The organism is Aeromicrobium sp. S22 (genome assembly GCF_009661045.1).
Classification (GTDB): domain Bacteria; phylum Actinomycetota; class Actinomycetes; order Propionibacteriales; family Nocardioidaceae; genus Aeromicrobium; species Aeromicrobium yanjiei.
On sequence record NZ_WJWV01000001.1, the window covers coordinates 467,224 to 493,321 of the forward strand.

Consider the following 26,098-nt stretch of genomic DNA (forward strand, 5'->3'; position numbering starts at 1 on the left):
CCGCCCCGATCCCGCGAGCCCGCCCGATCCCGCGAGTGGCGCAAGATGGCGGCGACGCGCCGTCCAAAAACTCCATCCTGCGCCACTCGCGGGCAGGTTTGCACCACTCGGCGACGTCGCGACGTTGGGCGCACGACATCGAGGTCGACAACCGGACGATCATCGACTGAGCGCGGGGTCGTGGGGGCCGCAGGGGACAATGGACCCATGCGCCTCATCGACCTGCTCCCGAAAGGCGTGACCGATGACGAGGACGCCGTCTACGAGGCGATCACGAAATGGGTCGACGACCGCGGCCTGACGCTGTACCCCGCCCAGGACGAGGCGATCCTCGAGTGCGTCGCCGGCGCGAACGTCGTGCTGGCGACCCCCACCGGATCGGGCAAGAGCCTGGTGGCGACCGGCGCGATGGCCGCGGCCCTCGCGCGTGGCGAGTGCAGCGTCTACACCGCGCCGATCAAGGCGCTCGTGAGCGAGAAGTTCTTCGACCTCTGCGAGATCTTCGGCGCCGAGAACGTGGGCATGGTGACCGGTGACGCCGCGGTCAATGCCGACGCCCCGATCATCGCGGCCACCGCCGAGATCCTGGCCAACATGGCCCTGCGCGAGGGCGCCGAGGCCGACATCGGCCTGGTCGTGATGGACGAGTTCCACTTCTACGCCGATCCCGAGCGCGGGTGGGCGTGGCAGGTGCCGCTCATCGAGCTGCCGCACGCGCAGTTCCTGCTGATGTCGGCCACGCTCGGCGACACCACCAAGCTGGAGGCCGATCTGACCCGGCGGACCGGACGGGAGACGACCGTCGTCCGCTCGGCCGAACGCCCGGTGCCGCTCGTCAGCGAGTACGTCTCGACCCCCGTCCAGGAGACCCTCGAGCAGCTCATCGAGACCGGCCAGACCCCGGTGTACGTCGTGCACTTCACGCAGGTGTCGGCCCTGGAGCGGGCGCAGGCGCTCACGAGCATCAAGGTCGCGACCCGTGCCGAGCGCGACGTGATCGCGGACGCGTTGGGTGACTTCCGGTTCTCCTCGGCGTTCGGCAAGACGCTTTCGCGCCTGATCCGCATGGGCATCGGCGTCCACCACGCCGGCATGCTGCCGCGTTACCGCCGGCTGGTCGAGACCCTCACGCAGCAGGGCCTGCTCAAGGTGGTCTGCGGCACCGACACGCTGGGCGTCGGCATCAACGTGCCGATCCGCACCGTGCTGTTCAGCGGGCTGTCCAAGTACGACGGCACGCGCCAGCGTCAGCTGCAGGTCCGCGAGTTCCAGCAGATCGCCGGCCGCGCGGGGCGGGCGGGCTACGACACGATCGGGCACGTCGTGGTCGAGGCGCCTGAGCACGAGATCGAGAACGCCCGGCTCGTCCGCAAGGCCGGCGACGACCCCAAGAAGCTCAAGCGCATCAACCGCAAGAAGCCCGCCGAGGGCTTCGTGTCGTGGGGGCAGGGCACGTTCGAGAAGCTGTCGACCGGCACCCCCGAGCCGCTCGTCTCGCGCATGAAGGTCAGCCACGCGATGGTGCTCGACGTCATCTCGCGTCCCGGCGACGCCCGCGCCTCGCTCGAGCGGCTGCTGCGCGAGAGCGGTGAGACCGAGGAGGCGCAGGACCGGATGCTCGCGCAGGTCGATGACATCATCGACGCGCTCCTGACCGGCGGCGTCGTCGAGCGGATCGACCCGCCCGACGAGGAGGGTCGCACCCTCCAGCTCACGATCGACCTGCAGGCCAACTTCGCTCTCAACCAGCCGCTGTCGCCGTTCGCGGTCGCGGCCCTGGACCTGCTCGACCGCGAGTCACCGACGTACGCGCTAGACGTCGTGTCGGTCGTCGAGGCGACGCTGGACGACCCGCGCCCCATCATCAACGCGCAGCGCCACCGCGCCCGGGGCGAGGCCATCAACGAGATGAAGATGGACGGCATCGAGTACGACGAGCGGATGGAGCTGCTCGAGGAGATCACGCACCCGAAGCCGCTGGAGGAGCTGCTGACCGCGGCCTACGAGGCGTACCGGATCGGTCACCCCTGGGTCGCCGACCACGAGCTGCGGCCCAAGTCGGTCGTCCGCGAGATGTGGGAGCGCGCGATGACGTTCTCCGAGCTGATCGGTGACTACCAGCTCGCCCGGTCCGAGGGGCTCGTGCTGCGCTATCTGTCCGACGTCTACAAGACGCTGGGACGCACGGTGCCGGAGAAGGCGCGCAACGAGGAGCTCGAGGACCTCACCGAGTGGCTCGGCGAGCTCGTGCGGCAGACCGACTCGTCGCTGCTGGACGAGTGGGAGTCGCTGATCGCGCCCGGTGTCGACCCGCTGGAGGTGCGTCCCCAGGCCATGGCGAGCGAGACCCCGCGGCCGGTCACCGGCAACACCCGCGCCTTCCGGGTGCTGGTGCGCAACGCGATGTTCCGCCGGGTCGAGCTCGCGGCGTTCGGCCGCTGGACCGAGCTCGCGGCGCTCGAGCCGGACAGCGAGTGGGACGCCGAGGCCTGGCAGGAGGCGATGGCCGCCTACCGCGAGGAGTACCCGGCCGAGTCGGGGTTCGCGACGAACATCGGCACCGGTCCGGGGTCACGCGGCCCCGAGCTGTTCATGATCGAGGAGGGGCCGGAGACCTGGACCGTCCGGCAGACGTTCGACGACCCCGAGGGCGACCGCGACTGGGGCATCAGCGCGACCGTCGACCTGGCGGCGTCCGACGAGGCCGGCGAGGCCGTCGTCACCGTCACCGACGTCGGCCCCCGCTAGCCCGCGGGTCCCCGGAGGGCGGTGGATCTGCCACCGTCTGGCGGAGGCGCGGTGGATCTGCCACCGTCTGAGGCCGGATTCGATGCGACACGGTGGCGTACGCACCGCGCCATGCTGAAACGGTGGCGTGTGCACCGCGCCACCCCGAAACGGTGGCGTTGGCACCGTTCGACCCGGGTGATCCGGGACGGGGGTCGTTCCGGCCTTGAGAAGGCATGGAACCGGAGATTCTCACCCTTGCCCCGTCGAGCGCGACCCACGTGACGCTGTTCGCCCGCACGTTGGCGACGGAGGCGCTGGTGGTGCTCATCGCTGCCGGCGTCGTCGAGGAAGGCGCCGTCAGCAGCAGCATCCGACGCTGCGGCTGCTTCCTCGACTCGCCCGTCGCCGGCACTCCGTACGACGGATGCCCGGACTGTCGAGGCGACGGGTGGAGCATGACCCACTCGCCGCTGACCTTCCCCCAGGCGCAGCGAGACGTCGTGGTCACCGCCCTGGAGAGCGCCGGCATGTGGGTCGACGTGCTCGACACGCCGTTCGGCCCGTCGCCGCTCGGCGCGGAGAGCCTGGACGACCCGGGGTGCACCAACCTGGACGTCAGGCACGTCCACTACGGCTCGTACGTCGAGCTCTCGGTCAGCGACCTCGCCGACCTTCCGGTGCTCGCCGCCACGCTGGCCGCCCACGACATGCCGCACGAGCTTGATGAACGCGTCGTCCGCCTGCCGGTCGCGCACGCGGACGACGCCATGGTTGCCCTGGTGCACCGCGGGTGCTGGTTGTCCTTCGGCGACGCCGACGAGGCGGGATGGGCGCGGGCCGCTCGGCTCGCGCCGGCGGACGGTCCGATGTGCAGGGTGGTCGCATGTCGCTCGGTGGGCGATGCTGCCGTGTACACCGAGACCGGCAACGCGGTCGGCGTGCTGCTGGTCAACGCGGTCCTGCTCGAGTGGGCCGTCCCGCACATCGTCGTGGCCGACGGGGTGAAGGTGATGGGCCCGTACGTCCGCGCCGCCGAACGAGCCCTGGACGCAGAGGGTTGTTCCTTCCACCGAGAGGGTCACGACATCCCGGACCCGCCGTTCTAGGTCTGGCCGGGTGGCGCGGTGGTTCCGCCACCTTCTGACCCGGGCGCGGTGGATGCGCCACCGTCTGAGGCGGAATTCGGCTCCAAACAGTGGCGTACGCACCGCGCCCCGGGCAAACGGTGGCGTATGCACCGCGCCCCGGGGGACGCGGTGCAGCTAGGCGGCGCGTTCCCAGGCGAAGTCGGGGACGTTGACCTTGCGGGTCTCCCACCAGTACTGGAAGGTGAACTTGGGCCAGATCGTGCGGTTCTTGCCCTGGCTGTCGAGATACCAGCTGGTGCAGCCGCCCTGGGTCCAGATGCCCTTCTGGACGAGGCGCTGGATCTCGTCGTTGAACTCGTCCTGGGCCTCCTTGGTCGGCTCCGCCGCGGCAGCACCCAACCGGTCCATCTCGTCGAGCAGCCGGATCACGAACTTCGTCTGCTGCTCGATCATGAAGACGACCGAGTTGTGGCCGAGCGCGGTGTTGGGGCCGAGCATGAACGCGAGGTTGGGGAAGCCGTTGACCATCATGCCCATGTACGTCTCGACGCCCTCCTCGCGGAACTGCGAGGCCAGGTCGACGCCGCCCTTGCCCTTGATGTCGAGGTAGTCGAACGCGTCGATGACGTGGAAGCCGGTGCCGTAGATGATCACGTCCGCCTCGTGCTTGACGCCGTTGCCGTCGACGACGCCGTCGCTGAGGATCTCGGTGACCCCGTCGGTGCTGAGCTCGACGTTGTCGCGCAGGAACGTCGGGTAGTACGTGTTGGACTGCAGCACGCGCTTGCAACCGAGGCGGTAGTCAGGGGTCAGCTTGGCCCGCAGCTCGGGGTCGGGGATCTTCTTCTCCAGGTAGCGCGTGACGATCTTCTCCGCGACGGGCAGCACGTTGAGGTGGCCGTTGAACGCGATCGCGCGCGCCTCGAGACCCCAGTAGAGCGCGTTGCGGTACGCCCGCTGGGCACCGGGCACCGTGGCGAACAGCTTCTTGCGCCACTCGGGCGTGGGCTTGTCGTTCTTGGGCAGGACCCACGGGGGAGTGCGCTGGAAGACCGTCAGCTGGTCGACCTCCTGCGCAATGATCGGGATGAACTGGATCGCGCTGGCACCCGTGCCGATGACCACGACCTTCTTGCCCTTGAGGTCGACCGAGTGGTCCCACTGCGCGGAGTGGAACCGCGGCCCCTCGAACGTGTCCGCCCCGGTGATCTCGGGGATGTTCGGGATGTGCAGCCCGCCGACGCCCGCGACGACGACACGCGCCTCGTAGTCCTCGCCGGACGCGGTGCGCACGGTCCACACCCGCCGCTCCTCGTCCCAGGACGCGCCGGTGACCTCGACCCCGAAGTCGATGTACGGGCGGATGCCCTGCTCGTCGGCGACCTTGCGCATGTACGACCAGATCTCCGGCTGGCCCGAGAAGCTCTTGCTCCAGCCGGTGTTGAGCTCGTACGAGAAGGAGTACATGTGACTGGGGATGTCGCACTCGCACCCGGGGTACGTGTTGTCGCGCCAGGTGCCGCCGACGTCCTGGGCCTTCTCCAGCACGACGAAGTCCTCACGGCCGGAGGCCCGCAGCTTCATGGCCATGCCCATGCCGGAGAATCCGGTACCGATGATGACGATGTCCTTTTTGATCACGTTTCAGATACTATCGGTATCTGAGTGTGGCGCAAGAGTGTCGTGGACCACGAACGAGGAGGAGCAGTGACCGTCGAAGGAGCCCGGACGACCCGTGCGGAGCGTCAGGCGCAGACGCGGCAGAGCCTGATCGCGGTCGCCCGCGAGATGTTCCTCGCCGACGGCTACGGGGCGACGTCGCTCGACAAGGTCGCGGTGCGCGCGGGCTTCTCCAAGGGAGCGGTCTACTCCAACTTCTCCGGCAAGGAGGAGCTGTGCATGGCGGTGCTCGACAGCATCCACGAGGAGCAGCTCGCCGGAGTGGTCGACGCGTTCAGCCGTGACACCGATCTCGACGGCCGCATCGAGGCGTTCGCCGCCTGGGCGCGGGAGGGGCTCGGACAGCCGCGGTGGACCGCGCTCGAGGTCGAGTTCGGGGCGATCGCCCGCCAGAGCCCCTACGTCGCGACCGAGCTGGTCAAGCGGCATCGCACGATCCGTGCGGCGATCGCCGATCTCGTCCGCCAGGTCACGACCGAGGCCGGACTCGGCGACGTCGTGGACGCCGACCAGACCGCCACGACCCTGCTGAGCCTTGGCATCGGGCTCGGGACGCTGCGGTCCCTGGACCACACGATCGACGTCGGTGTCTTCGCCGACACGATGCGCACGCTGCTCAAGGGCACGACGGGCTGAGCCTCACCTACGGGCCGTGACCCGCAGGATCTTGTCGTTCGTGCCGTTGGACGTCGTCAGGTAGAGCGCGCCGTCCGGCCCGCGCACGGCCCCGCGGAGCCGCCCGTAGCGTCCGTCCAGCACCGACGGCTTCCAGGTCTCGCGCAGGCTCCCCGCCGAGCTGAACCGCAGCACACGCAGCGACTCACCCTTGAGCGTCGCCACCGCCAGGGCGCCGTTCCAGTCGCCCCACGAGGAGCCGACGAACGCCGCACCGCTGGTCGCGATCGTCGGGTTGCCCGAGCGCCACGCCGCCGAGCGCTGCGCGCCGCGGAGCGAGTGGTCGGTCATGGGGGAGTCGGCACCCTCGTTGTACGCCGGATCGCCCGCCGAGCGGCGCACCGGGTTCCACCCGTAGTTGCCCTTCTTGACCAGGCGATTGACCTCGTCGTCGCGATAGCTGCCCTGCTCGACCGACCACATCGTCCCGTCCGCGCGCCGGGCCAGTCCCTGCACGTTGCGGTGGCCGAGCGTGAAGATGCGCCGGGTCATGGGGTTGCTGCTGCGGGCGTACGGGTTCGTCGACACCGCCTTGCCCGACGTGGCGTCGACCCGCAGGACCTTGCCGCCGCCCGAGCGCAGCGACTGGGGGTTGGGGCCGGTCGCGGCGTCGCCCGTGCCGATGTAGAGCTGGTTGCGGCTGCCCTTGGCGAGGGCGCACCCGCCGTGCCGACCGGTCGAGGACGGCAGGCCCGCGACGAGCGTGCGCACGTACGTCGCGGACGTCGAGGCGTTGTCGAGCCGCCAACGGACGACCCGCACCTGGGGGCGTCCACCGGCGTTGCGGTAGCCGTGGCAGGTGATGAACGCCCGGGACGTCGCGAAGTCCGCGGCGACCTCGACCGACATCAGCCCGGTCTCGCCGGAGGACCACATGTGGCGGGGCGCGGTGAAGATCCGGCGGCTCGTGCCGTCCGGGCGCCGCAGGGTGAGTGTCTTGGTGTCCCGCTCGGTGTAGAGCATCGAGCGGTCGGGCAGGAACGCCAAGTCCCACGGCAGCCGCAGCCCGTCCGCGACGACCGTGACCGCGAGATCGGGCTTGGCCGCGGCCTGCGCGGGAACCCCGGCGAGCAGAGGGAGGCACAAGATGACGGCGGGGACGAACCGGGACCAACGCATCATCGCTCCAGTCTGCGCTGCGCCGGCGGCGCAGGGAAGGTCTCAGGGAAGGTAGAGCGTCGTTCGGATCGGGTTGTGGTCGGACGCCTTGGTGCCGACGTAGCGGCGGTGCTTGGTGCGGGCCACGATCTTCCAGGCGCTCGACCCGACCGAGGCGCGGATGAAGATGCGGTCGATGTGCCCGCCCCACGTCCGCAGCGACCGGGCGCGGGTGTCCCAGCCGTTGAGGCTGCTGAGGAACGGCCGGGTGTAGGTCGCCGAGCGGTCGTACGCGTCGAACCAGCCCTGTCGGGCCATCTCCCTGCGCGGGCTGTCGTTCATGCCGCGGTAGGAGTTGAAGTCGCCCATGAACACGATCGTGCGACCGTGCGCGACCTTCCTGGTCTTGTCGATGAGCTGGCGGGTCTCCGCACGGCGCAGCCGCACCGCGGCAGGGGTGTTGGCGTGCGTGAGGTGGGCCGACACGAAGACGTACGCCTTGTTGTTGGTCGCGAGGCGAAGCGAGGCCCACGCAGCGGTGGCCCCGGTGTGGGAGTCGAACGACCCGCGCCACGCGACGTCCTTGGTGCGGGGCCGGCACAGCTCGACCTCGGTGAGCCATCCGCCGTCCCGCAGGACGTACCACTGGCCGGTCGCCTCGTCGAAGTGGCGCGGCCCCTCCCAGAGGGAGGTGTCCGCGCCGCCGACGTACGGGTCCTGGGCGCACGACGTCCGGGTGACCGGCCGGGTGTCCATGCGCAGCCTCGCCGTGCGGTAGTAGAGCGTCTCGTCGTCGCGCCCCGGGTCGTCGCTGTAGCGGGCATAGCCGTGCGGTGCGAGCAGCCGGGCCAGGTCGTCGGACCGGCGGGTCGACTCCTGCACCGCGACGACGTCGGCGTCCGCGGCGAGGATGCGGCGGACGATCGGCCGCTCGCGACCCCTCCAGCGCCGGCAGTTGAGGGCGGCCGCGCAGACGTTGAAGGTAGCGACCGACACCGTGGGTCGGTCCCACCGCACGGCCCGGCGCATCGTGAAGTGGCAGTGCGCCGCGGAGCGGGGGCCCTGTGCCGTGCCGGGTGACGGCACGGACCGTGACGCAGTAGCGCGTGGCCCGTCGCAGTCCCGCGATCCGGACCGATGTCCGGCGCTTCTTGGACAACTTCACCGGCGCCGACGTCCTGCGCGCCTTGGACGCGCTCCTCGCGTACGAGACCTTGTAGCGGCGTGCGCCGGGCGTCGCGGGCCAGCTGATCGTCAACGAGTGCGGGGTCGACCCGGTGACGTACGGGGCGCCGACCCGGGGGCCGCCGGCACCGGAGGCCGGCGCGGTCAGCAGACCTCCGAGGAGGAGCGCGGTCCCCATGGCGGCGACGACGAACCGGAAGGGGGACAGCACCGTGAGATCGTAGGTCGGTGCCGCCTCACCTCACGGTGTTCGTGCCGCGTGTCGGATCAGTATCCGCCATTGGCCTTGAAGCGGTCGTAGCTGGCCTGGATCTCGGCCTCGGCCTCGACGCGACCGGTCCACGTGGAACCCTCGACGGACTTGCCGGGCTCGAGGTCCTTGTAGACCGTGAAGAAGTGCTCGATCTCGAGGCGGTCGAACTCCGGGACGTGGTGGATGTCGCGCAGGTGCTGCTGGCGCGGGTCCTTCGCCGGGACGCACAGGACCTTGTCGTCGCCGCCGGCCTCGTCGGTCATGCGGAACATGCCGATCGTGCGGCACGAGATCACGCAGCCGGGGAACGTGGGCTCCGAGAGCAGCACGAGGGCGTCCAGCGGATCGCTGTCCAGGCCGAGGGTGTCGTCGATGAAGCCGTAGTCGGCGGGATACTGCGTGGCGGTGAACAGCGTCCGGTCGAGCCGGATGCGGTGCGACGCGTGATCGACCTCGTACTTGTTGCGGCTACCCTTGGGGATCTCCACGGTGACGTCGAAAATCACTGGTGCCTCCGGCGGTTGTAATCGGGTGCGCGCGCCAGCGGCATCGCGTCACGGGTTTCTCCAATAGTCTGTCGCACGTGGCGCGACGACAAGACATCAGGGTCACCAGAACGCTCCTGTCCCTCGCGCTGCCCCTGGTCGTGATCGCCGCCGTCGTGCTCGGCGGAACGGCCCTGTGGGAGCGCGGTGACCTCAACCGGTTCATCTGCGACGGGGACTGCGGACCGTCCAATGTCATCGCGCCGCGGTCGCTGGCGATCGACACGACCCCTGGAATCCCGGGGAGGTCCGGATCGACGAAGGACCCGGGACCGGTCGACCCGGCCAAGCTCGCCGCCGCGGTCGCCCCGACGCTGAAGGCGAAGGTGCTGGGCCCCCACGTCGGCCTTGCGACCCTCTCGCCGGACGACGGCAGCGTCCTGGCGAGCTCGGGCTCGGGGACGTTCGTGCCCGCGTCGACCACCAAGGTGCTCACGGGGTACGCGGCGCTCGCCACGATCGAGCCCGGCACCCGGTTCACGACCCGGGTCGTCCGCTCGGGCGACCGGCTCGTGCTGGTGGGCGGCGGGGACCCCTATCTCGCGACGAGACCCGCCGCGGACGGCGACCGGGTCCAGCGCGGCGATCTCACGACCCTGGCCCGCCGGGCCGCGGCTGCGCTCGACGAGGCCGGTGTCTCGCGGGTCAGCCTCGACTACGACGCGTCGCTGTTCACCGGACCCGCGGCGAGTCCTGCGTGGCGACCGTCGTACGTCGCGGAGAACCTCGTGACGCCGGTCAGCTCGTTGTGGGCCGACCAGGGCGTCGAGAACGGTCTGCGCGCCGACGACCCGGCCCGGGCCGCCGCGCGGACGTTCGCGTCGTTGCTGCGCAAGCGCGGCATCGAGGTCGCGGGCAACCCGGCGCCGGCGACCGTGCCCGAGGGGGCCCGCCAGATAGCGACCGTCAGGAGCGCGACGATCGGGCAGATCGTCGAGACCCTGATCAGGACGAGCGACAACCAGGCCGCCGAGGTCGTCCTGCGGCAGGTGGCCGTGGCGACGGGCGAGCCCGCGACGTTCGACGGCGGCGCCCGGGCCGTGCGGGAGGCGCTCGAGGCCGCGGACGTCGACGTGTCCGGGCTGCGGCTCACCGACGGCAGCGGTCTGTCGCGGAGCAACCGCATCGCCCCGATGACCCTCGCCGAGACCCTCCGCGCGGCAGGGACGTCGTCGCGGACGTCGGGGCTGCTCGCGGACCTGCCGGTCAGCGGCTTCACGGGCACCCTGGTCAACCGCTTCGCCCAGCTGCCCACCGCCCTCGGCACCGTCCGCGCCAAGACCGGGACGCTGACCGGCGTCCACTCGTTGGCGGGCTATGCGCTCGACGCCGACGGGCGCCCGGTGATCTTCGCGGTGATGGCCGACCGCACCGACCGGGACCAGCCCTTCGCCGCTCAGGCCGCCGTGGACAAGGTCGCCGCCGCGATCGCGTCCTGCCGCTGCGGTCGCCAGTGAGGCCGCTTGCGGCCGAGGTCGCCAGCGAGGCCGCTTGCGGCCGAGCGTGAGCGGAGCGAGGCGACATCAGCCGGGGTCGGGGGTCCGGGGTCGCTCAAGCCCATCCGCTCGCCGCGCCTCGCGCTGGCGGCTTCGCCGCGGGGGGCTCACGCTTCGCTGGCGCGCTCCGACGCTCACTCGCTGCGCTCGCTCGGTCTCCGCGTACCGTAATGGGCATGATCGACTGGAATCTCGCGCTCAGCACGGCCAAGAAGCTCTCGAAGCCCGGGCCGGAGGTGTCGGCCGCCGAGGTCGCCGAGGCCGTGGAGGAGCTCCGCGCGGGCGCTGCGCGGTCGGAGGGGCCCGTGCGCGAGTTCAGCGATCTGCACGCGACCTCCGCGACCGCCCCCGTGCTCGTCGTGGACCGGGCGCGCTGGATGGAGGCCAACATCGACACCTTCCGGGTCATGATGGAACCGCTCATGGCCAAGCTCGCCGAGAAGAACAAGACCTCGAACGGGCTCACCCGCTCGATCGGCGAGAAGGTCACCGGCGCCGAGCTCGGGGCCCTCATGTCATTCATGTCCTCGAAGGTCCTCGGCCAGTTCGACCCGTTCTGGGACGGGCCCCACGGGGAGGGCGGACGACTCCTCCTGGTCGCTCCCAACATCGTCCAGGCCGAGCGCCAGCTCGGTGTGGACCCGCACGACTTCCGGCTCTGGGTGTGCCTGCACGAGGAGACCCACCGCGTGCAGTTCACCGCGGTGGACTGGATGCGCGGGCACATGAAGTCGCTGATGGACGAGTTCGTCGAGGCGACCGACCTGGACTCGAATGCGCTGTCCAAGGCCCTCACCGACGGCTTCGGCGAGGTGGTCAAGATCGCGCGGGGCGACTCCGACGCCTCGCTCACCGACCTGTTCCAGAACGAGAAGCAGAAGCAGGTCGTGGACAAGCTCACGGGCATCATGTCCCTGCTCGAGGGCCACGCCGACGTCGTGATGGACGGGGTCGGCCCCGAGGTCATCCCGAGCGTCGAGGAGATCCGCCGCAAGTTCAACGAGCGGCGCAAGGGCGTCGGCAGCCTCGACCGGCTCATGCGTCGCCTGCTGGGCCTCGACGCCAAGATGCGCCAGTACCGCGACGGAGCGGTCTTCGTCCGGGAGGTCTACGAGAAGGTCGGCCTCAGCGGGTTCAACGCCGTGTGGGCCGAGCCGGCCAACCTGCCCGACAAGTCCGAGATCCTCGACCCCGCGTCGTGGGTCAAGCGCGTCCACGGCTGAGCCGGTCGTGGGAGGGGCGCTCGACCCGGTCGTCGCGGCCGGACGCAACCAGGTCCGCCGGGTGCTGGCCGACCTGGGGGCGGGGTCCCGGCTGGTCGTGGGGGTCTCGGGCGGCGCGGACTCGCTCGCACTGGCGGCCGTGACGGCATTCGTCGCGTCGCGCGAGAGCTGGAGCCTGCACGCCGTGGTCGTGGACCACGGGCTCCAGGCGGCCTCCCGCGAGGTGGCCGCCGTGGCCGCCGATCAGCTGGCGACCCTTGGAGTGGACGCCGAGGTGGTCACGGTCGAGGTCGGCACCGACGGCGGGCCCGAGGCGGCGGCCCGTGCAGCGCGACTCGCGGCACTGGCCGACGCCGCCGGACGCACGGACGCCGACGCGATCCTGCTGGCCCACACCCTGGACGACCAGGCCGAGACCGTGCTCCTGGGCCTCGGTCGCGGCTCGGGGCCCCGCTCGATCGCCGGGATGGCCGAGCGCGACGGGCCGTGGCGCCGGCCGTTCCTGACCCTCCGCCGCGCCGACACCGAGCAGATCTGCCGCGCCTCGGGGCTCACGTGGTGGGTCGACCCGCACAACAGCGACCCCGCCTACCGCAGGTCGCGGATCCGCACCGAGGTCATGCCGGTGCTGGAGGACGTCCTCGACGGGGGCGTCGCGGGGGCCCTCGCGCGTACGGCCGATCAGGTGCGGGCCGACAACGACCTGCTCGACGACCTCGCGGCGCAGGTCGGCGAGCCCCACGACGTACGCACCCTGGGCTCCCTGCCGCCCGCGCTCCGCTCGCGCGTCCTGCGCCGCGCCGCGCTGGCCGCCGGCGCCGACCCGTCCGCCCTGGGTGCCGTGCACCTGGCCGGCCTCGACCGCTTGGTCACCAGCTGGCGGGGACAGCAGCGGATCGAGCTGCCCGGCGGGGTCAGCGCCTGCCGGACGGGCCCTTCCCTCACGTTCTCCACGACGCCTGTGGGACAGTGAACCTGTGGATCTCAAGCATGTGGAAAGCGACCTCGACCTCGAGCAGACCCTCTTCACCGAGGAGCAGATCGTCGAGCGTCTGAAGCAGATGGCGACCCAGATCCAGGCTGACTACGAGGGCAAGGACCTGCTGCTGGTCGGCGTCCTCAAGGGCGCGGTCATGGTCATGGCCGATCTCGCGCGCAGCCTGGACCGGCACGTCGAGATGGACTGGATGGCGGTGTCGTCGTACGGCTCCGGCACCAAGTCCTCGGGCGTCGTGCGCATCCTCAAGGATCTCGACACCGACCTCAACGGTCGTCACGTCCTGATCGTCGAGGACATCATCGACACCGGCCTGACCCTGTCGTGGCTCATCACCAACCTGCGGTCGCGCGGTCCGGCGTCCGTCGAGATCGCGACGCTCCTGCGCAAGCCCGAGGCCCAGCAGATGGACGTCGAGGTCAAGTACGTCGGCTTCGACATCCCCAATGCGTTCGTCGTCGGCTACGGGCTGGACTACGACGAGCGCTACCGCAACCTGCGCTGCATCGGCACCCTCGCGCCGCACGTGTACTCCTAGCGGCACCCGCGCCACCCTCCCAGGCGCTGCTGTACCGGAGATTTCGCTGCGAGCGAACTGAAATGGGGAACGTCCGAGGGGTTTGAGTACGTTCAACTGAAGGACGGTGCCCCGTGTACCGTTCGACTACCGACCAGCACATGAGGAGGAGTGGACCCGCTCCACGCCGTACATGAACTTCAAGCGCCTCTTCAAGGGCCCCTGGCTCTGGATCATCCTCATCACGATCATCGTGATCAGCGTCGTGTCCGTCTCGTCGTCCGCAGACGGCTACAAGAAGGTCGACACCGCCACGATGGTGAACTACCTCGAGGGCGGCAAGGTCAAGGACGTCACCTTCGTCGAGGGGGACCAGCAGATCCAGGCGACCCTCAACGACGACAAGAAGGTCAAGGCGAAGTTCCTCGGCGACCAGGGTGCGCGGCTCGTGCAGCAGGCCGAGCAGGAGGTCAAGGACAAGAAGCTCAAGACGTTCGACGTCGAGGTGCCCAAGACCAACCCCTTCGTCTCCCTGCTGATCGGCATCTTGCCCTTCATCCTCATCTTCGGCCTGATCTTCTTCCTGATGAACAACGCCGCGGGCGGCGGCGGACGCGTCATGCAGTTCGCCAAGTCCAAGGCCAAGCTCATGAGCAAGGACACCCCCAAGACCACGTTCTCCGACGTCGCGGGCGCTGACGAGGCGATCGAGGAGCTCGCCGAGATCAAGGAGTTCCTCCAGGAGCCGGCCAAGTTCCAGGCCGTCGGCGCCAAGATCCCCAAGGGCGTCCTGCTCTACGGTCCTCCCGGCACCGGCAAGACCCTCCTCGCGCGCGCCGTCGCAGGCGAGGCGGGCGTGCCCTTCTACTCGATCTCGGGCTCCGACTTCGTCGAGATGTTCGTCGGCGTCGGCGCCAGCCGCGTCCGCGACCTGTTCGAGCAGGCCAAGGAGAACGCCCCGGCGATCATCTTCATCGACGAGATCGACGCCGTCGGACGCCACCGAGGCACTGGTATGGGCGGCGGCCACGACGAGCGCGAGCAGACCCTCAACCAGCTGCTCGTCGAGATGGACGGCTTCGACGTCCGTGGCGGGGTCATCCTCATCGCCGCGACCAACCGCCCCGACGTCCTCGACCCCGCGCTGCTGCGTCCGGGTCGCTTCGACCGGCAGATCGGCGTCGAGGCGCCCGATCTCGCTGGTCGCACCCAGATCCTCAAGGTGCACTCGCGCGGCAAGCCGATCGCGCCCGGTGTCGACCTCGAGGCCGTCGCCCGGCGCACCCCCGGCTTCTCGGGTGCCGACCTGGCCAACGTCCTCAACGAGGCCGCGCTGCTCACGGCGCGCAACGGCGCCAAGACGATCGACAACGCCGCCCTCGACGAGGCCATCGACCGCGTCATCTCCGGCCCGCAGAAGCGCAGCCGCCTGATGAACGAGAACGAGCGACGCATCACGGCGTACCACGAGGGCGGGCACGCACTCGTCGCCGCCGCGCTCCCGCAGAGCGATCCGGTCCACAAGATCACGATCCTGCCGCGCGGGCGTGCGCTGGGCTACACGATGGTGCTGCCCGATGAGGACAAGTACTCCCAGACGCGCGCCGAGCTGCTCGACAAGCTCGCGTACATGATGGGTGGTCGCGCCGCGGAGGAGCTCGTGTTCCACGACCCGACGACGGGCGCAGGCAATGACATCGAGAAGGCCACCAACCTGGCCCGCGCGATGGTCACGCAGTACGGCATGACCGAGCGCCTCGGTGCGGTCCGCCTCGGCGAGAACGAGGGCCAGCCGTTCCTGGGCCGCGACATCGGCCACGCGCGCAACTACTCCGAGGCCGTCGCGGCGGTCGTGGACGAGGAGATCAACAAGCTGATCACCTTCGCCCACCAGGAGGCCTTCGACATCCTGCACGAGAACCGGCACGTCCTCGACACTCTCGTGACCGAGCTGCTGGAGAAGGAGACCCTCGACAAGGAGCAGGTCGCGCGGATCTTCGAGCCCTTGGTCCGTCGCCCCGTGCGTCCGGCCTGGACCGGCTCCGAGACCCGGGTGCCCGACACCCGGCCGCCGGTCGCGACGCTGCCGGGCAAGTCGTACAGCGGCGAGGGGAACACCCCGATCGTGGTCGGTCCCGACAGCGGCGTCGACGCGCCGCCCCCGGCCGGGCCTGCCCCCATCGACGGCCCCGAGCTGACATGACGGTCGACATCCCGCGCGCAGAGGCAGCGGTCCGCGAGCTGCTCTTCGCGGTCGGGGAGGATCCCGATCGCGAGGGTCTGCGTGACACGCCCAAGCGGGTCGCCAAGTCGTACGTCGAGCTGCTCGCCGGGCTCGACCAGGACCCAGAGGACGTCCTCACCGCGGTCTTCGAGGTCGGCCACGACGAGCTCGTGCTGGTCAAGGACATCGAGATGTGGTCGATGTGCGAGCACCACCTCGTGCCGTTCTTCGGGGTCGCCCACGTGGGCTACATCCCCGCGGAGGCCGGCAACGTGACGGGCCTGTCCAAGCTCGCCCGCCTCGTCGACGTGTTCGCGCGTCGCCCGCAGGTGCAGGAGCGGCTCACGACGCAGATCGCCGACTCGCTCGTGTCGGTGCTGAAGCCCCGCGGCGTGATCGTCGTGATCGAGGCCGAGCACCTGTGCATGGCGATGCGTGGCGTCCGCAAGGGTGGGGCCAAGACCGTCACCAGCGCCGTCCGCGGCCAGCTGCGCGACGCCACGACGCGCGCCGAGGCCATGGGCCTCATCACGGCGCGCTAGGCCGCCCGTGCTCACCGGCCTGCCCGAGGACCGCTGCCTCGTGATGGGCGTCGTCAACGTCACCCCCGACTCGTTCTCCGACGGCGGGAAGTGGCTCGACGCCGACACCGCGATCCGGCACGGCCTCGACCTGGTCGAGCAGGGAGCCGACCTGGTCGACGTCGGCGGGGAGTCGACCCGCCCCGGGGCGCTGCGCATCGACGAGGACGAGGAGCTGCGCCGGGTCCTGCCGGTCATCGAGGGACTCGTCGCCGAGGGGGTGGTCGTGTCGGTCGACACGATGCGCGCCGCGGTGGCCCAGCGCTCCCTGGAGGCAGGGGCGGCGCTGATCAACGACGTCTCGGGCGGCCGCGCCGATCCCCGGATGCGTGCGGTCGCAGCCGAGACGGACGCGCCGATCGTGCTGATGCACTGGCGGGAGCACTCCGACGTGATGCAGCAGCACACCAGCTACGACGACGTCGTCGCCGACGTCCGCGCCGAGCTCGGCCAGCAGGTCGACGCCGCGATCGCGGCCGGGGTCGACCCCGCCCGCATCGTGGTCGACCCGGGACTGGGCTTCTCCAAGACCGGCGAGCACAACTGGATCGTCCTTGCGCACCTCGACGCGTTCGTGGAGATGGGGTTCCCGCTGCTGGTCGCCGCGAGCCGCAAGCGCTTCCTCGGCGAGCTGTTGTCCCGCGACGGCGCGCTGCGGCCGGTCGACGGACGGGACGCCGCGACCGCGGCCGTGACCGCCCTGGCCGCCGCGGCTGGCGCCTGGTGCATCCGGGTGCACGATCCGGCTCCCTCCGCCGACGCCGTCCGCGTCGCGGCGCGGCTGCGGCAGGAGGGCGTGCGATGAGCGAGAGCGCCCTGGCCGTCCACCGCGCGTTCTACGACGCGGTCGAGACCGGCGACGCCGATCTCATGGCGTCGCTGTGGGTCGACCACCCGGACGTGTCGTGCGTCCACCCCGGCGCGCTCCCGCTGCGGGGCACCGGTGCGGTGCTGAGGTCCTGGACCGTGCTGATGGCCAACGTCAGCTACATCCAGTTCTTCCTGACCGACGTCGACGTGACGACGTTCCCGCTGGAGGCCGCGGAGCCGACCACGGCGGTCATCGTCTGCACCGAGAACATCCTCTCCGGCGAGGGCATGTCGTCGCCGGACGCCTTCGCGGGAGGCAAGGCACTGTGCACCAGTATCTTGGTGCGTGACCCCTCGGGAAGCAGGACGGCGGGCGACTGGAAGCTCTGGTCGCGCCACGCCTCCCCGATCGCCGAGCTGGGCAGGGAGGACGACTAGATGGCCATCCCCGACGGGCTCGACCGGATCGACCTGCGCGGCATCGCCGCACACGGGCACCACGGCGTGTTCGAGCAGGAGCGGCGCGACGGCCAGACCTTCGTCGTCGACGTCAGCCTGGGTCTCGACCTCGGCCCGGCCGCGCGCGAGCACGACCTGACCAAGACCGTGCACTACGGGGTCCTGGCGCAGCAGATACACGATGCCATCGTGAACGATCCCGTGGACCTCATCGAGACGGTCGCGCTCCGTATGGTGGACTTGTGCCTGGCCGAAGAGCCGGTCCGATGGGCTAGCGTGACGGTGCACAAACCCGAGGCGCCCATCGCGGTGACGTTCCACGACGTCGCCGTCACGATAGAGCGGAGCAAACTGTGACCGAAGCACCCACCCCGTACGTCCTCGACGCCGACACGATGACCGGTGGCATGCGACCCATCCGGCAGGCGGTCCTGGCGATCGGCTCCAACCTGGGTGGTCGGCTCGAGCGTCTGCAGAGCGGTGTCTCGGCACTGGAGGACACCCCCGAGGTCACGGTCGTCGCGATCTCGTCGGTCTACGAGACCGATCCGGTCGGTGCTCCGGACGGATCGGGCAAGTTCCTCAACGCCGTGGTGCTCATCGACACGACCCTGACGGTCCACACGCTGCTGGACCGCGCGCTCGCGATCGAGGAGGCGTTCGGCCGTGAGCGCTCCGAGCCCGGCGCACCGCGCACCCTCGACGTCGACCTCATCGTGGTCGGCGACCGCGTGGCCAATGACGAGCACCTCGTGCTGCCGCACCCGCGCGCCCACGAGCGGGGCTTCGTGCTCGTGCCGTGGCTCGAGGTCGACCCCGAGGGCGAGATCCCGGGCAAGGGCTTCGTCGCCGATCTCATCGCGGACGTCGACACCAGCGGTGTGGTCAAGCGCGAGGATCTCGAGATCATCCTCTGATCCGGCAGCTGGTGATCGTGCAGCCATGAGGATGTCCCGACCGGTTCCCGCGGTCCTGATCGTCGCGCTGCTCGGCCTCGGGCTGGTGGGCGGGCGGCTGACCCCGCCGCTGATCGTCCGCCTCGACGGCACGCCGCCCCGGCTCGGCTGGATCGCCCCGCTGCTGCTGCTCGCCGGTGCGGTCGTGGTCGGCATGTTCGCGTGGAGCACGTGGCAGACCCTGCACAAGAAGCACGAGCGGATGACGGCCGACCACGGCATCAAGATGCTGTCGCTCGCCAAGTCCTGTGCAATCGTCGGGGCGCTCGTCGCGGGCTTCTACGGCGGCTACGCGCTGGCGTACCTCGACAGCCTGGACTCGGTGCTCGGCAAGGAGCGGTTCGTCCGCGGCCTCGCCGCTGCCGTCGCGAGCCTGCTGCTCATGGTCACGGCGCTGCTGCTCGAGCGGGCCTGTCGCCTGCCGGACGACGACGAGGACGAGGACGGCAAGGGCGGCAAGGGCGGCAAGGACCGCCCCGACCCGACCCCCGCCTGACCCCCCAACGCTGAGGGGAGGCTCCGGTCCGCTGAGGCGCGGCTCCGGTCCGCTGCTCAGCGGACGCAACTCTCCCGTCGGCGGACGCAACTCTCCCCTCGGCGAACGGGAGCCTCCCCTCAGCGTTGGGGTGTCAGGCGAGGAGGGCCGAGCGCAGGGTGCCGAGGCCGATGCTGCCGACCGCGAGAGCCTGGCGGTGGAACTCCTTGAGCCCGCCGGAGCGAGGATCGGCGCCGTGCTTGTCGACCCACTCGTCGCGCAGCTGCTCCCACATCCGCTGGCCGACCTTGTACGACGGCGCCTGCCCGGCCCAGCCGAGATAGCGGTTGACCTCGAAGCGGACGAACGAGTCGTTCATGTTGACGTGCTGGGCCATGAACGCGAAGGCGTCCTCGCCGGTCCAGGTGCCGCTGCCGTCGGGCTTGGGCTTCTGCAGGTGCACGCCGATGTCGAGGACCACGCGGGCGGCCCTCATCCGTTGGCCGTCGAGCATGCCCAGCCGGTCGGCCGGGTCGTCGAGGTAGCCCAGGTCGGCCATGAGCCGCTCGGCGTACAGCGCCCAGCCCTCGCCGTGCCCGGAGTTCCAGTTGAGCCGTCGCCAGCCGTTGAGCTGGGCGCTGTTGTACGCCGCGAGCCCGCACTGGAGGTGATGGCCGGGGACGCCCTCGTGATAGACCGTCGTGAGCTCGCGCCAGGTGTCGAACTCGGTGATCCCCTCCGGGACGCTCCACCACATGCGGCCCGCGCGCTCGAAGTCCTCGCTCGGCGGCGTGTAGTAGATGCCGCCCTCCTGGGTGGGCGCGATCATGCACTCGAGTCGGCGCATCGGCTCGGGAATGTCGAAGTGCGTACGTCCGAGCTCGGCGACCGCGCGGTCGCTGGTCTCCTGCATCCAGGCCTGCAGCGCCTCGGTGCCGTGCAGCTTGCGCTCCGGATCGCTCTCGAGGTGGGCGATCGCGTCCGCGACGCTGCCGCCCGGGACGATCTGCGCCGCGATGCTCTCCTGCTCCTCGACCATGCGGCGCAGCTCGTCGATGCCCCACTCGTACGTCTCGTCGAGGTCGATCTCGGCGCCGACGAACGATCGCGAGGCTAGCGCGTAGTGCTCGCGGCCCACGGCGTCCTGCTCCGGGGCGACAGGTGCGAGATCGCGCTCGAGGAACTCGACCATCGTCTCGTACGCCTCGGAGGCGGCGCGGGCTCCGGCCTCGAGGTCGGCCTTCAGCGAAGAGGGGACGTCCGCGCGGGCGGCCAGCTCGGCGAAGAAGCTGTCGGGCCCGACCTGCTTGCGGGCCTGGGCCGCGACCTCGCGCACCTGGCGGATCGCCGGGACGTTGCCCGCGGCGATGCCGATGCGCAGCGAGGCCAGGTAGCCCGACATCGCCGCGGGGACGTTGTGCATCCGCTTCGCGACGTGTGACCAGTCCTGCTCGGTCTCGGTGCCCATGAGGTCGAAGATGTCGCGGAAGTCCTGGCTGGGCGAGGCGATGACGTTGAGATCGCGCTGCCAGAACCCGGCCTCGATCTTCTCGACGTCGAGCTCGAGGGTGCGGATGAGCTCGGCCTGCGTGATCGCGTCGGTGTCGTCCTCGACGGCTGTCGTGCGTACCCGGGCGAGGGTGGCCCGCGCCGCGTCGGCATAGGCCGCGACCCCGTCCGGCGACCGGTCGGCGTACTCCGCCTCGCGGCCCGGGCGTCCGAGGTGGACGTGCAGCTCCGGCTCGAGCTCCAGAAGCGTCTCGAGCCACTCCTCCGCGAGGTCGTCCATGGGCGTCGGGATGCGCTGGTCCGTCATCCCCCGACCCTACGGCCCCGTTGCCGGTTTCCCACGGTCCCGTGGGGTTTGCTCACTTCCCTAGCGTCACAACACGAGGGGAGTGACCAATTCCCACGGTCCCGTGGGAAACCGGCAACCGGGGAACGGGGCGGGGGTTATTTGTCGACGTCGCCGACGACGAAGAACATCGAGCCGAGGATCGCGACGAGGTCGGCGACGACGGTTCCGCCGACGATCTCGGGCAGGACGGCGACGTTGTTGAACGAGGCGGTGCGCAGCTTCAGCCGCCACGGCGTCTTCTCGCCCCGCGACACGAGGTAGTAGCCGTTGAGCCCGAGCGGGTTCTCGGTCCAGACGTACGTGGAGCCCTCGGGCGCCTTCAGGATCTTGGGCAGACGTACGTTGACCGGCCCCGGCTCGAGCTCGGCCAGCCGGGCGAGGCACGCGTCGGCGAGGTCGAGGGAGACCTTGGTCTGCTCCAGCAGCACCGCGAACCGGGCGTGGCAGTCGCCCTCGGTCCGCACCGGCACCCGCAGGACGTCCTGCAGCTCGCCGTACGCGAGATAGGGCTCGTCGCGCCGCAGGTCCAGGTCGAGCCCGGACGCCCGGGCGATCGGCCCGGATACCCCGTACGCCTCGACGAGCGCGGGTGACAGCACCCCCACCCCGACCGTGCGGGCCCGGAAGATCTCGTTGCCGAAGATCAGGTCCTCGAGCTCGCCGAGCCGTGACCGCACGGTCGCGATCGCTGCGGACGCCCGCCCGGTCCACCCCGCGGGGATGTCCTCCTTGAGCCCGCCGACCCGGTTGAACATGTAGTGCATCCGCCCGCCGGAGACCTCCTCCATGACCTCCTGGATCGTCTCGCGCTCGCGGAACGCGTAGAAGATCGGCGTGATCGCGCCCAGCTCGAGGGGATACGACCCGAGGAACATCAGGTGGTTGAGCACGCGGTTGAGCTCAGCCAGCAGCGTCCGGATCCAGGTGGCCCGCTCGGGGACCTGCATGCCCAGCATGTCCTCGACCGCGAGCACGACGCCCAGCTCGCTGGAGAAGGCGCTCAGCCAGTCGTGCCGGTTGGCCAGCACGATGATCTGGCGGTAGTCGCGCACCTCGAAGAGCTTCTCGGTGCCGCGGTGCATGTAGCCGATGATCGGCTCGCAGGCCTTGACCCGTTCACCGTCGAGTGTCAGCCGCAGCCGCAGGACGCCGTGGGTCGCGGGGTGCTGCGGGCCGATGTTGAGCACCATGTCGGTCGTGGCGAAGCCCGTCCCGACACTCGCGGTGACCTCGTTCATGAGCGGCGCAGCCAGCCCTTGACCCGCTGCACGAGCCGGCGCGTCAGCCCGCGCGGGGAGCTGCGCTCGAGCCGCTCGAGCCGCGCGTACAGCTCGTCGATCTGGCCCTTCTGCGCCGCGATCTTCTCAGCGGTCTCGGCCTGGATGCGGGCGTGCCGGCTGCCCGCGCCGGTCCACGGCGGGTGCTCGAAGGGGTGGTGGTACGCCTGCGGGTGCCGCGTGATGTCCAGGACCATCCCGTCGCGCAGCCACTTCAGGCGGGAGGCGATCTCGTGGCCGTCCGAGGCGATGAGCGGCTGGACGGGGCGGGGGAACGTCGCGGCGGCGAGTCGCTCGTCGAAGTCGCCGCGGCCGTGGCCCGGGGTCCAGATGTGCTCGAGCCCGTTGCGCTCGAGGAAGGCCGTGTAGCGCGCGAAGCGGTCGGGCATCGCGGCGTTGAACTCGGTCAGGTCGGTGGACTCGTAGAGGTCCTCGGCCCGGAGGTCCGCGGACAGCTCGGGCATCAGCGTGTAGGGCATCCGGTGGTGCTCGGCGAGCTCCAGCGTGCGGGAGTCGTGCGCCAGCAGCAGCGCGGGGGTGCCGCCGAGCAGTGCCGCGACGTTGCCGTGGAACCGGGTGCCGTACGCGAAGTCCTGCGTGGCCATGAAGTCGTACCAGGTCCACGTGTCGAGGAAGAGCCGCATGCGGTCCTGCTGGTAGATCGGGTGCTCCAGGTGCACGGGCACGAGCGGGTCGTGGACGTGCGGGAACGGGGTGCCCCACAGCAGCAGCCGCAGGTCGTTCGCGTCCTGGCCGATGTACGTCAGGTGCGGGTGCCGCTCGGCCTGCGCGGTCGCGAACGCGCCGATGCCGCGCACCTCGGGGGTGAGGTTGAGCGCCAACCGGCTGTCCGGTCCGATCGCCTCGGCGCGCTTGTCCACGCGGAAGTCCGGACCGTGGAGGAACAGCGAGGGGCAGCCGATCACGTCGACCGAGGCCTCGGGGAAGCCGAGGCTCAGCAGGTACGACTTGGTGAACTCGCCGCGCACGCCGATCGAGGCCGAGCGGTCGAGGACCGCGCCGACGAAGCGCTTGACGGTCTCGGAGACGGGCGCGAGCGACTCGATGCCCTGGCCGTGGGCGGCCTGCGCGCCGATGCCGACGACCGTGACCGGGATCGTGAGCTGCTCGACCAGATCGGCCAGGCGCGACAGTCGCGGTTCGAAGTCGGCGCGGAACGCATTGGCCATGGGGACGACGAAGTGGTCGAACTCCTCGTCGATCCGCTGGGCGTCGCCGCGCTGCGGGACGACCCGCTCCGACAGCGTGCCGTTGGAGACCAGCTCGGCGGTGTCGGTCGACAATGCCTTCCACACCGAGTGCTGGAAGAGGTAGTTGCCGCTGTTGCTGTTGAAGACGTCCTGCGTCAAGGTCGACTCCGCGGCCACCGGGGTGAACGGATCCTTGCCTGATCGGATCAGCAGCCGGGTCATGCGTCCAGTCTTCCATGGCCCCGGCTGTCGCTGACGATCCACCAGAAATCGCCGAGCCCGCCCCGCGCGCCGAGCTCGCCGGCCTCGCCCGCGCGGCCCAGCGCCCGCAGGTACGCCGCGGGATCGGTGTGCGCGAGCCCGATCGGCGGGCGGGAGCCGTCGATCCCGAGCCGGGCGAGGGCGTCGCGCTGGCGCAGGAGCGTCCCCCCGGTGGCGTCGGCGACCGCGTCGACCGCGACGTCGGCCGTGACGTCGCACGAGCCGTCGGGCCGGACCTCGACCTTGCGACCGTCGCGGTACGAGCGCAGGGAGCCGAACGGGGGACGGTCGCCGGCGCGGTGGCCGTAGTCGATCGCCACCGCGGTGCCGTCGACCCGGCGGACCGCATCGGCCCATGCCAGGTCCCGGGTGGTGCCGACCTCGGCGCGCTGACCGGGCTCGGTCAGCGGCCACCACTGGTCGAGCCACGGGCTGCGGTGCTCCGGGCCGAGCGTCTCCTCGCCGGTCGCGGCGTCCACCAGCACCTCGCGGACGACGCCCGCGGGGTCCAGCTCGACCACGTCGCACGGCACGTTGTCGAGCCACTCGTTGGCGATCAGCAGGCCGTCGACGCGCTCGGGCAACACCGGCATCCAGTCGATGTCCTCGGGCAGCTCGGCTGGTCGCGGGGCCAGCTCGACGCCGGCGAGGTGCACCCCGGGCAGGTGGTCACGGAGCGCGGCCAGCAGCTCGCCGCCGCCTGCGCCCATGTCGACCACGCTGGCTGCGGACGTGCTCCGGGCGAGCTCGGCCACGGCCTCGGCGAACATCCCGACGTGGACGCTCGTGCGGAAGTGGTCCGCAGGCCGGGACCGACGAAAGAAGCCGTCGGGACCGTAGAGGGCCTGCTGCCAGGCGAGGCGCCAGGGCAGGGGCCGATTCGACATGCGGGCCAGACTAGGCCCCTCGCTATGCTCGGCGGGTGCATCGAGTCAGGCGAGCCCTGCGGCGGGTCGTCGCGACCCCGCTCGACCGGTGGCGGCAGCGCGACCTGCCGGTCCTCAGCGTCGTGGTGCCGGTCTACAACGGTGCCGAGCACCTGGACGAGGCCCTGCGGTCGATCCGGCGGCAGGACTACCGGCGCATCGACGTCGTCGTGATCGACGACGGGTCCACCGACGGCAGCCTGGCGATCGCCCGCCGGCACGCGCGGGCGGATCGCCGCCTCACGGTGCTGTCGCAGCCCAACGCGGGAGTCGGTGCCGCTCGGCGGGCCGCAGTCGCCGCCGCGACGGGCACCTACCTGACCTTCGTCGACGCCGACGACACCGTGACCCGTGGCGGTATCCGCGCCGCGATGGACGGCTTGTCGCGCAGCGGGTCCGACCTGGCCGTCATGCCGTACCAGCGCCTCGAGCGCACCGGGATCAAGCCGCCCGCACCGTGGATCCGGGCGCTGCACGCAAGGCCCGCGACGCACACGTCCCTGTCCGAGCGCCCGGACGTGCTGGTCAACGCGATCGCGTGCGCCAAGATCTTCCGTCGCTCGTTCTGGGACGCCCAGGCGCTCGAGTTCCCCGAGGTGCTGCTCGCGGGTGACCAGATCGTCACGGCCCGCGCATATCGCGACGCCGACGGCATCGACATCACCTCGGTCGTGGCCTACAGCTGGCGACGAATGGACTCGTCCATCTCGCAGGGGCAGGTCACGGCGCAGGCGGTCCACGCGCGGTTCGATGCGATCGATGCGGTGCTGGAGCTGCTCGAGGACCTGCCGGACGTCCGCGCCGAGCGCGCGCTGCAGTACCTGCGCTACAACGTCCCCAACTCCACGCTCAAGCTCGAGCGAGCCGACGACGCGTACCTCGATGCGTTGTTCGAGCGCGTCCCGCGCGTCGTCGAGGCGGCGCCGGCCGACCGGTACGCCGCAGAGGTCCCGGCCCAGCACCGGGTGCTGAACACCCTCCTGGCGGTCCGTGACCGCGACGCGGTGTGGCGCTTCGTGCAGGCCGAGGGCATGCAGCCCGAGATGCACCCCTCCGGCCAGGAGCCCGCGGGCCTCACCGTCTACCTGCCCGGCTGGGGGGTCGACGACGTCCCGCCCGAGGCCTACGTCCTGACCGACGAGCAGACCGTGGCCAAGGCGATCGTGCGCGAGGTCCGCCACGAGGGCGCCGATCTCGTCCTCGACGTCGCGGCCTGGTTCGGCAACGTCGAGCTCGAGCAGCCGACGCTGACCGTCAAGACCGATGGGGACCTCGTGGACGTCGTGCACGGCGGTCAGCCGTACGTCGTCACCTCCCGTCAGGGCGCCCAGCGTCGCTACGCGGGATCGGCCTGGGTCGTCACCCTGCACGGCGCGGGTCGGCGGGCGCCCGGCACGCTCACCGTCACGTTGCGGGACCGATCGCGGTCGGGGACGGTCACCGCGCGCATCCCCCGGTCCTGAGTCGCGGGGGCCCCTGTGAGGTTCGGCACAGGTCGTACCCCTAGGCAGGTCGCCACCCGGGGCTAGACTCAAGATGTCAATTTGTCTGGTACCCGTCAGGGACTGGAACG

23 protein-coding genes and 1 pseudogene are annotated in these 26,098 nt (G+C 70.7%); 15 read left to right on the forward strand and 9 right to left on the reverse strand.

Annotation, left to right across the window (positions count from 1 at the left end):
- Positions 1-207 precede the first annotated feature (207 nt).
- Positions 208-2,748, forward strand: a complete 2,541-nt coding sequence (locus GEV27_RS02290; RefSeq protein WP_153909936.1) for an RNA helicase — start codon at positions 208-210, stop codon at positions 2,746-2,748.
- Positions 2,749-2,963: 215 nt separating this feature from the next.
- A complete protein-coding gene (locus tag GEV27_RS02295) occupies positions 2,964-3,836 on the forward strand; it encodes a hypothetical protein (RefSeq protein WP_153909937.1) in 873 nt (290 codons plus the stop codon).
- Between the two features lie 156 nt (positions 3,837-3,992).
- Here GEV27_RS02295 and GEV27_RS02300 read toward each other — a convergent pair whose 3' ends face one another.
- Positions 3,993-5,459, reverse strand: coding sequence for an NAD(P)/FAD-dependent oxidoreductase (locus GEV27_RS02300; protein WP_309221984.1), 1,467 nt, complete (start codon positions 5,457-5,459; stop codon positions 3,993-3,995).
- Between the two features lie 66 nt (positions 5,460-5,525).
- Here GEV27_RS02300 and GEV27_RS02305 point away from each other — a divergent pair, with 66 nt between their 5' ends.
- Positions 5,526-6,134 carry a TetR/AcrR family transcriptional regulator gene (locus GEV27_RS02305; RefSeq protein ID WP_243838791.1) on the forward strand — a complete coding sequence of 203 codons (609 nt, stop codon included), beginning with the start codon at positions 5,526-5,528 and terminating at the stop codon, positions 6,132-6,134.
- Positions 6,135-6,137: 3 nt separating this feature from the next.
- Here the strand turns inward: GEV27_RS02305 and GEV27_RS02310 are convergent, their stop codons facing one another.
- The 4 genes and pseudogenes from GEV27_RS02310 to GEV27_RS02325 all read right to left on the reverse strand — a co-directional run bounded on the left by GEV27_RS02310 (position 6,138) and on the right by GEV27_RS02325 (position 9,215).
- Positions 6,138-7,295, reverse strand: a complete 1,158-nt coding sequence (locus tag GEV27_RS02310; protein ID WP_153933378.1) for a PQQ-dependent sugar dehydrogenase — start codon at positions 7,293-7,295, stop codon at positions 6,138-6,140.
- Positions 7,296-7,334: 39 nt separating this feature from the next.
- Positions 7,335-8,357, reverse strand: coding sequence for an endonuclease/exonuclease/phosphatase family protein (locus tag GEV27_RS02315; RefSeq protein WP_153933379.1), 1,023 nt, complete (start codon positions 8,355-8,357; stop codon positions 7,335-7,337).
- Between the two features lie 28 nt (positions 8,358-8,385).
- Positions 8,386-8,634, reverse strand: a pseudogene (locus GEV27_RS18300) (hypothetical protein); the annotation flags it as partial.
- Between the two features lie 89 nt (positions 8,635-8,723).
- Positions 8,724-9,215, reverse strand: coding sequence for an inorganic diphosphatase (locus GEV27_RS02325; RefSeq protein WP_153654576.1), 492 nt, complete (start codon positions 9,213-9,215; stop codon positions 8,724-8,726).
- Between the two features lie 77 nt (positions 9,216-9,292).
- Between GEV27_RS02325 and dacB the strand changes: the two genes are divergently transcribed.
- The 11 genes from dacB to GEV27_RS02380 all read left to right on the forward strand — a co-directional run bounded on the left by dacB (position 9,293) and on the right by GEV27_RS02380 (position 19,013).
- Entirely contained in the window at positions 9,293-10,711 is a 1,419-nt protein-coding gene (gene dacB / locus GEV27_RS02330; RefSeq protein WP_153909940.1) for a D-alanyl-D-alanine carboxypeptidase/D-alanyl-D-alanine-endopeptidase, read from the forward strand.
- A 215-nt stretch (positions 10,712-10,926) separates the two neighbouring features.
- On the forward strand, positions 10,927-11,973 hold the full coding sequence (locus GEV27_RS02335) for a zinc-dependent metalloprotease (protein WP_153909941.1): 1,047 nt from the start codon (positions 10,927-10,929) through the stop codon (positions 11,971-11,973).
- A 7-nt stretch (positions 11,974-11,980) separates the two neighbouring features.
- Complete coding sequence (gene tilS / locus GEV27_RS02340) at positions 11,981-12,946, forward strand: tRNA lysidine(34) synthetase TilS (RefSeq protein ID WP_309221985.1); 966 nt, start codon at positions 11,981-11,983, stop codon at positions 12,944-12,946.
- A gap of 4 nt (positions 12,947-12,950) precedes the next feature.
- Positions 12,951-13,508, forward strand: coding sequence for a hypoxanthine phosphoribosyltransferase (gene hpt / locus GEV27_RS02345; protein WP_153654572.1), 558 nt, complete (start codon positions 12,951-12,953; stop codon positions 13,506-13,508).
- Between the two features lie 172 nt (positions 13,509-13,680).
- Positions 13,681-15,690, forward strand: coding sequence for an ATP-dependent zinc metalloprotease FtsH (gene ftsH, locus GEV27_RS02350; protein ID WP_153654571.1), 2,010 nt, complete (start codon positions 13,681-13,683; stop codon positions 15,688-15,690).
- Positions 15,687-16,253, forward strand: a complete 567-nt coding sequence (gene folE / locus GEV27_RS02355) for a GTP cyclohydrolase I FolE (RefSeq protein ID WP_153654570.1) — start codon at positions 15,687-15,689, stop codon at positions 16,251-16,253. The genes ftsH and folE overlap by 4 nt, the downstream gene beginning before the upstream one ends.
- Positions 16,254-16,296: 43 nt before the next feature.
- Positions 16,297-17,097: a dihydropteroate synthase gene (folP, locus tag GEV27_RS02360; protein WP_153911015.1), complete on the forward strand. Its 801-nt coding sequence runs from the start codon at positions 16,297-16,299 to the stop codon at positions 17,095-17,097.
- Positions 17,094-17,540 carry a nuclear transport factor 2 family protein gene (locus tag GEV27_RS02365; protein ID WP_153654569.1) on the forward strand — a complete coding sequence of 149 codons (447 nt, stop codon included), beginning with the start codon at positions 17,094-17,096 and terminating at the stop codon, positions 17,538-17,540. Before folP ends, GEV27_RS02365 begins: the two co-directional genes overlap by 4 nt.
- Complete coding sequence (gene folB / locus GEV27_RS02370; RefSeq protein WP_153654568.1) at positions 17,541-17,918, forward strand: dihydroneopterin aldolase; 378 nt, start codon at positions 17,541-17,543, stop codon at positions 17,916-17,918. It begins immediately after the preceding gene.
- Positions 17,915-18,478: a 2-amino-4-hydroxy-6-hydroxymethyldihydropteridine diphosphokinase gene (gene folK, locus GEV27_RS02375; protein WP_153654567.1), complete on the forward strand. Its 564-nt coding sequence runs from the start codon at positions 17,915-17,917 to the stop codon at positions 18,476-18,478. The genes folB and folK overlap by 4 nt, the downstream gene beginning before the upstream one ends.
- Positions 18,479-18,503: 25 nt before the next feature.
- Complete coding sequence (locus GEV27_RS02380; RefSeq protein WP_153654566.1) at positions 18,504-19,013, forward strand: DUF3180 domain-containing protein; 510 nt, start codon at positions 18,504-18,506, stop codon at positions 19,011-19,013.
- A gap of 133 nt (positions 19,014-19,146) precedes the next feature.
- Here the strand turns inward: GEV27_RS02380 and GEV27_RS02385 are convergent, their stop codons facing one another.
- From GEV27_RS02385 to GEV27_RS02400, 4 genes are all read right to left on the reverse strand, one after another.
- Positions 19,147-20,808 (reverse strand): DUF885 domain-containing protein, encoded by a 1,662-nt coding sequence (locus GEV27_RS02385; RefSeq protein WP_153909942.1) that lies wholly within the window; start codon positions 20,806-20,808, stop codon positions 19,147-19,149.
- A gap of 137 nt (positions 20,809-20,945) precedes the next feature.
- On the reverse strand, positions 20,946-22,088 hold the full coding sequence (locus GEV27_RS02390; protein ID WP_153654564.1) for an NADH-quinone oxidoreductase subunit D: 1,143 nt from the start codon (positions 22,086-22,088) through the stop codon (positions 20,946-20,948).
- A complete protein-coding gene (locus GEV27_RS02395) occupies positions 22,085-23,560 on the reverse strand; it encodes a polysaccharide pyruvyl transferase family protein (RefSeq protein ID WP_153933380.1) in 1,476 nt (491 codons plus the stop codon). Before GEV27_RS02395 ends, GEV27_RS02390 begins: the two co-directional genes overlap by 4 nt.
- Entirely contained in the window at positions 23,557-24,486 is a 930-nt protein-coding gene (locus GEV27_RS02400; RefSeq protein WP_153933381.1) for an SAM-dependent methyltransferase, read from the reverse strand. The genes GEV27_RS02395 and GEV27_RS02400 overlap by 4 nt, the downstream gene beginning before the upstream one ends.
- Positions 24,487-24,521: 35 nt before the next feature.
- Between GEV27_RS02400 and GEV27_RS02405 the strand changes: the two genes are divergently transcribed.
- Positions 24,522-25,988 carry a glycosyltransferase family A protein gene (locus tag GEV27_RS02405; RefSeq protein ID WP_153933382.1) on the forward strand — a complete coding sequence of 489 codons (1,467 nt, stop codon included), beginning with the start codon at positions 24,522-24,524 and terminating at the stop codon, positions 25,986-25,988.
- The last annotated feature ends 110 nt before the right edge of the window (positions 25,989-26,098 follow it).

Coding starts and splice junctions, on each gene's coding strand:
- GEV27_RS02290 (WP_153909936.1), top strand. CDS start 208: ATGCGCCTCATCGACCTGCTCCCGAAAGGCGTGACCGATGACGAGGAC.
- GEV27_RS02295 (WP_153909937.1), top strand. CDS start 2,964: ATGGAACCGGAGATTCTCACCCTTGCCCCGTCGAGCGCGACCCACGTG.
- GEV27_RS02310 (WP_153933378.1), bottom strand. CDS start 7,295: ATGATGCGTTGGTCCCGGTTCGTCCCCGCCGTCATCTTGTGCCTCCCT.
- GEV27_RS02335 (WP_153909941.1), top strand. CDS start 10,927: ATGATCGACTGGAATCTCGCGCTCAGCACGGCCAAGAAGCTCTCGAAG.
- ftsH (WP_153654571.1), top strand. CDS start 13,681: ATGAACTTCAAGCGCCTCTTCAAGGGCCCCTGGCTCTGGATCATCCTC.
- folE (WP_153654570.1), top strand. CDS start 15,687: ATGACGGTCGACATCCCGCGCGCAGAGGCAGCGGTCCGCGAGCTGCTC.
- folP (WP_153911015.1), top strand. CDS start 16,297: ATGGGCGTCGTCAACGTCACCCCCGACTCGTTCTCCGACGGCGGGAAG.
- GEV27_RS02365 (WP_153654569.1), top strand. CDS start 17,094: ATGAGCGAGAGCGCCCTGGCCGTCCACCGCGCGTTCTACGACGCGGTC.
- folB (WP_153654568.1), top strand. CDS start 17,541: ATGGCCATCCCCGACGGGCTCGACCGGATCGACCTGCGCGGCATCGCC.
- GEV27_RS02380 (WP_153654566.1), top strand. CDS start 18,504: ATGAGGATGTCCCGACCGGTTCCCGCGGTCCTGATCGTCGCGCTGCTC.
- GEV27_RS02385 (WP_153909942.1), bottom strand. CDS start 20,808: ATGACGGACCAGCGCATCCCGACGCCCATGGACGACCTCGCGGAGGAG.
- GEV27_RS02390 (WP_153654564.1), bottom strand. CDS start 22,088: ATGAACGAGGTCACCGCGAGTGTCGGGACGGGCTTCGCCACGACCGAC.
- GEV27_RS02395 (WP_153933380.1), bottom strand. CDS start 23,560: ATGACCCGGCTGCTGATCCGATCAGGCAAGGATCCGTTCACCCCGGTG.
- GEV27_RS02400 (WP_153933381.1), bottom strand. CDS start 24,486: ATGTCGAATCGGCCCCTGCCCTGGCGCCTCGCCTGGCAGCAGGCCCTC.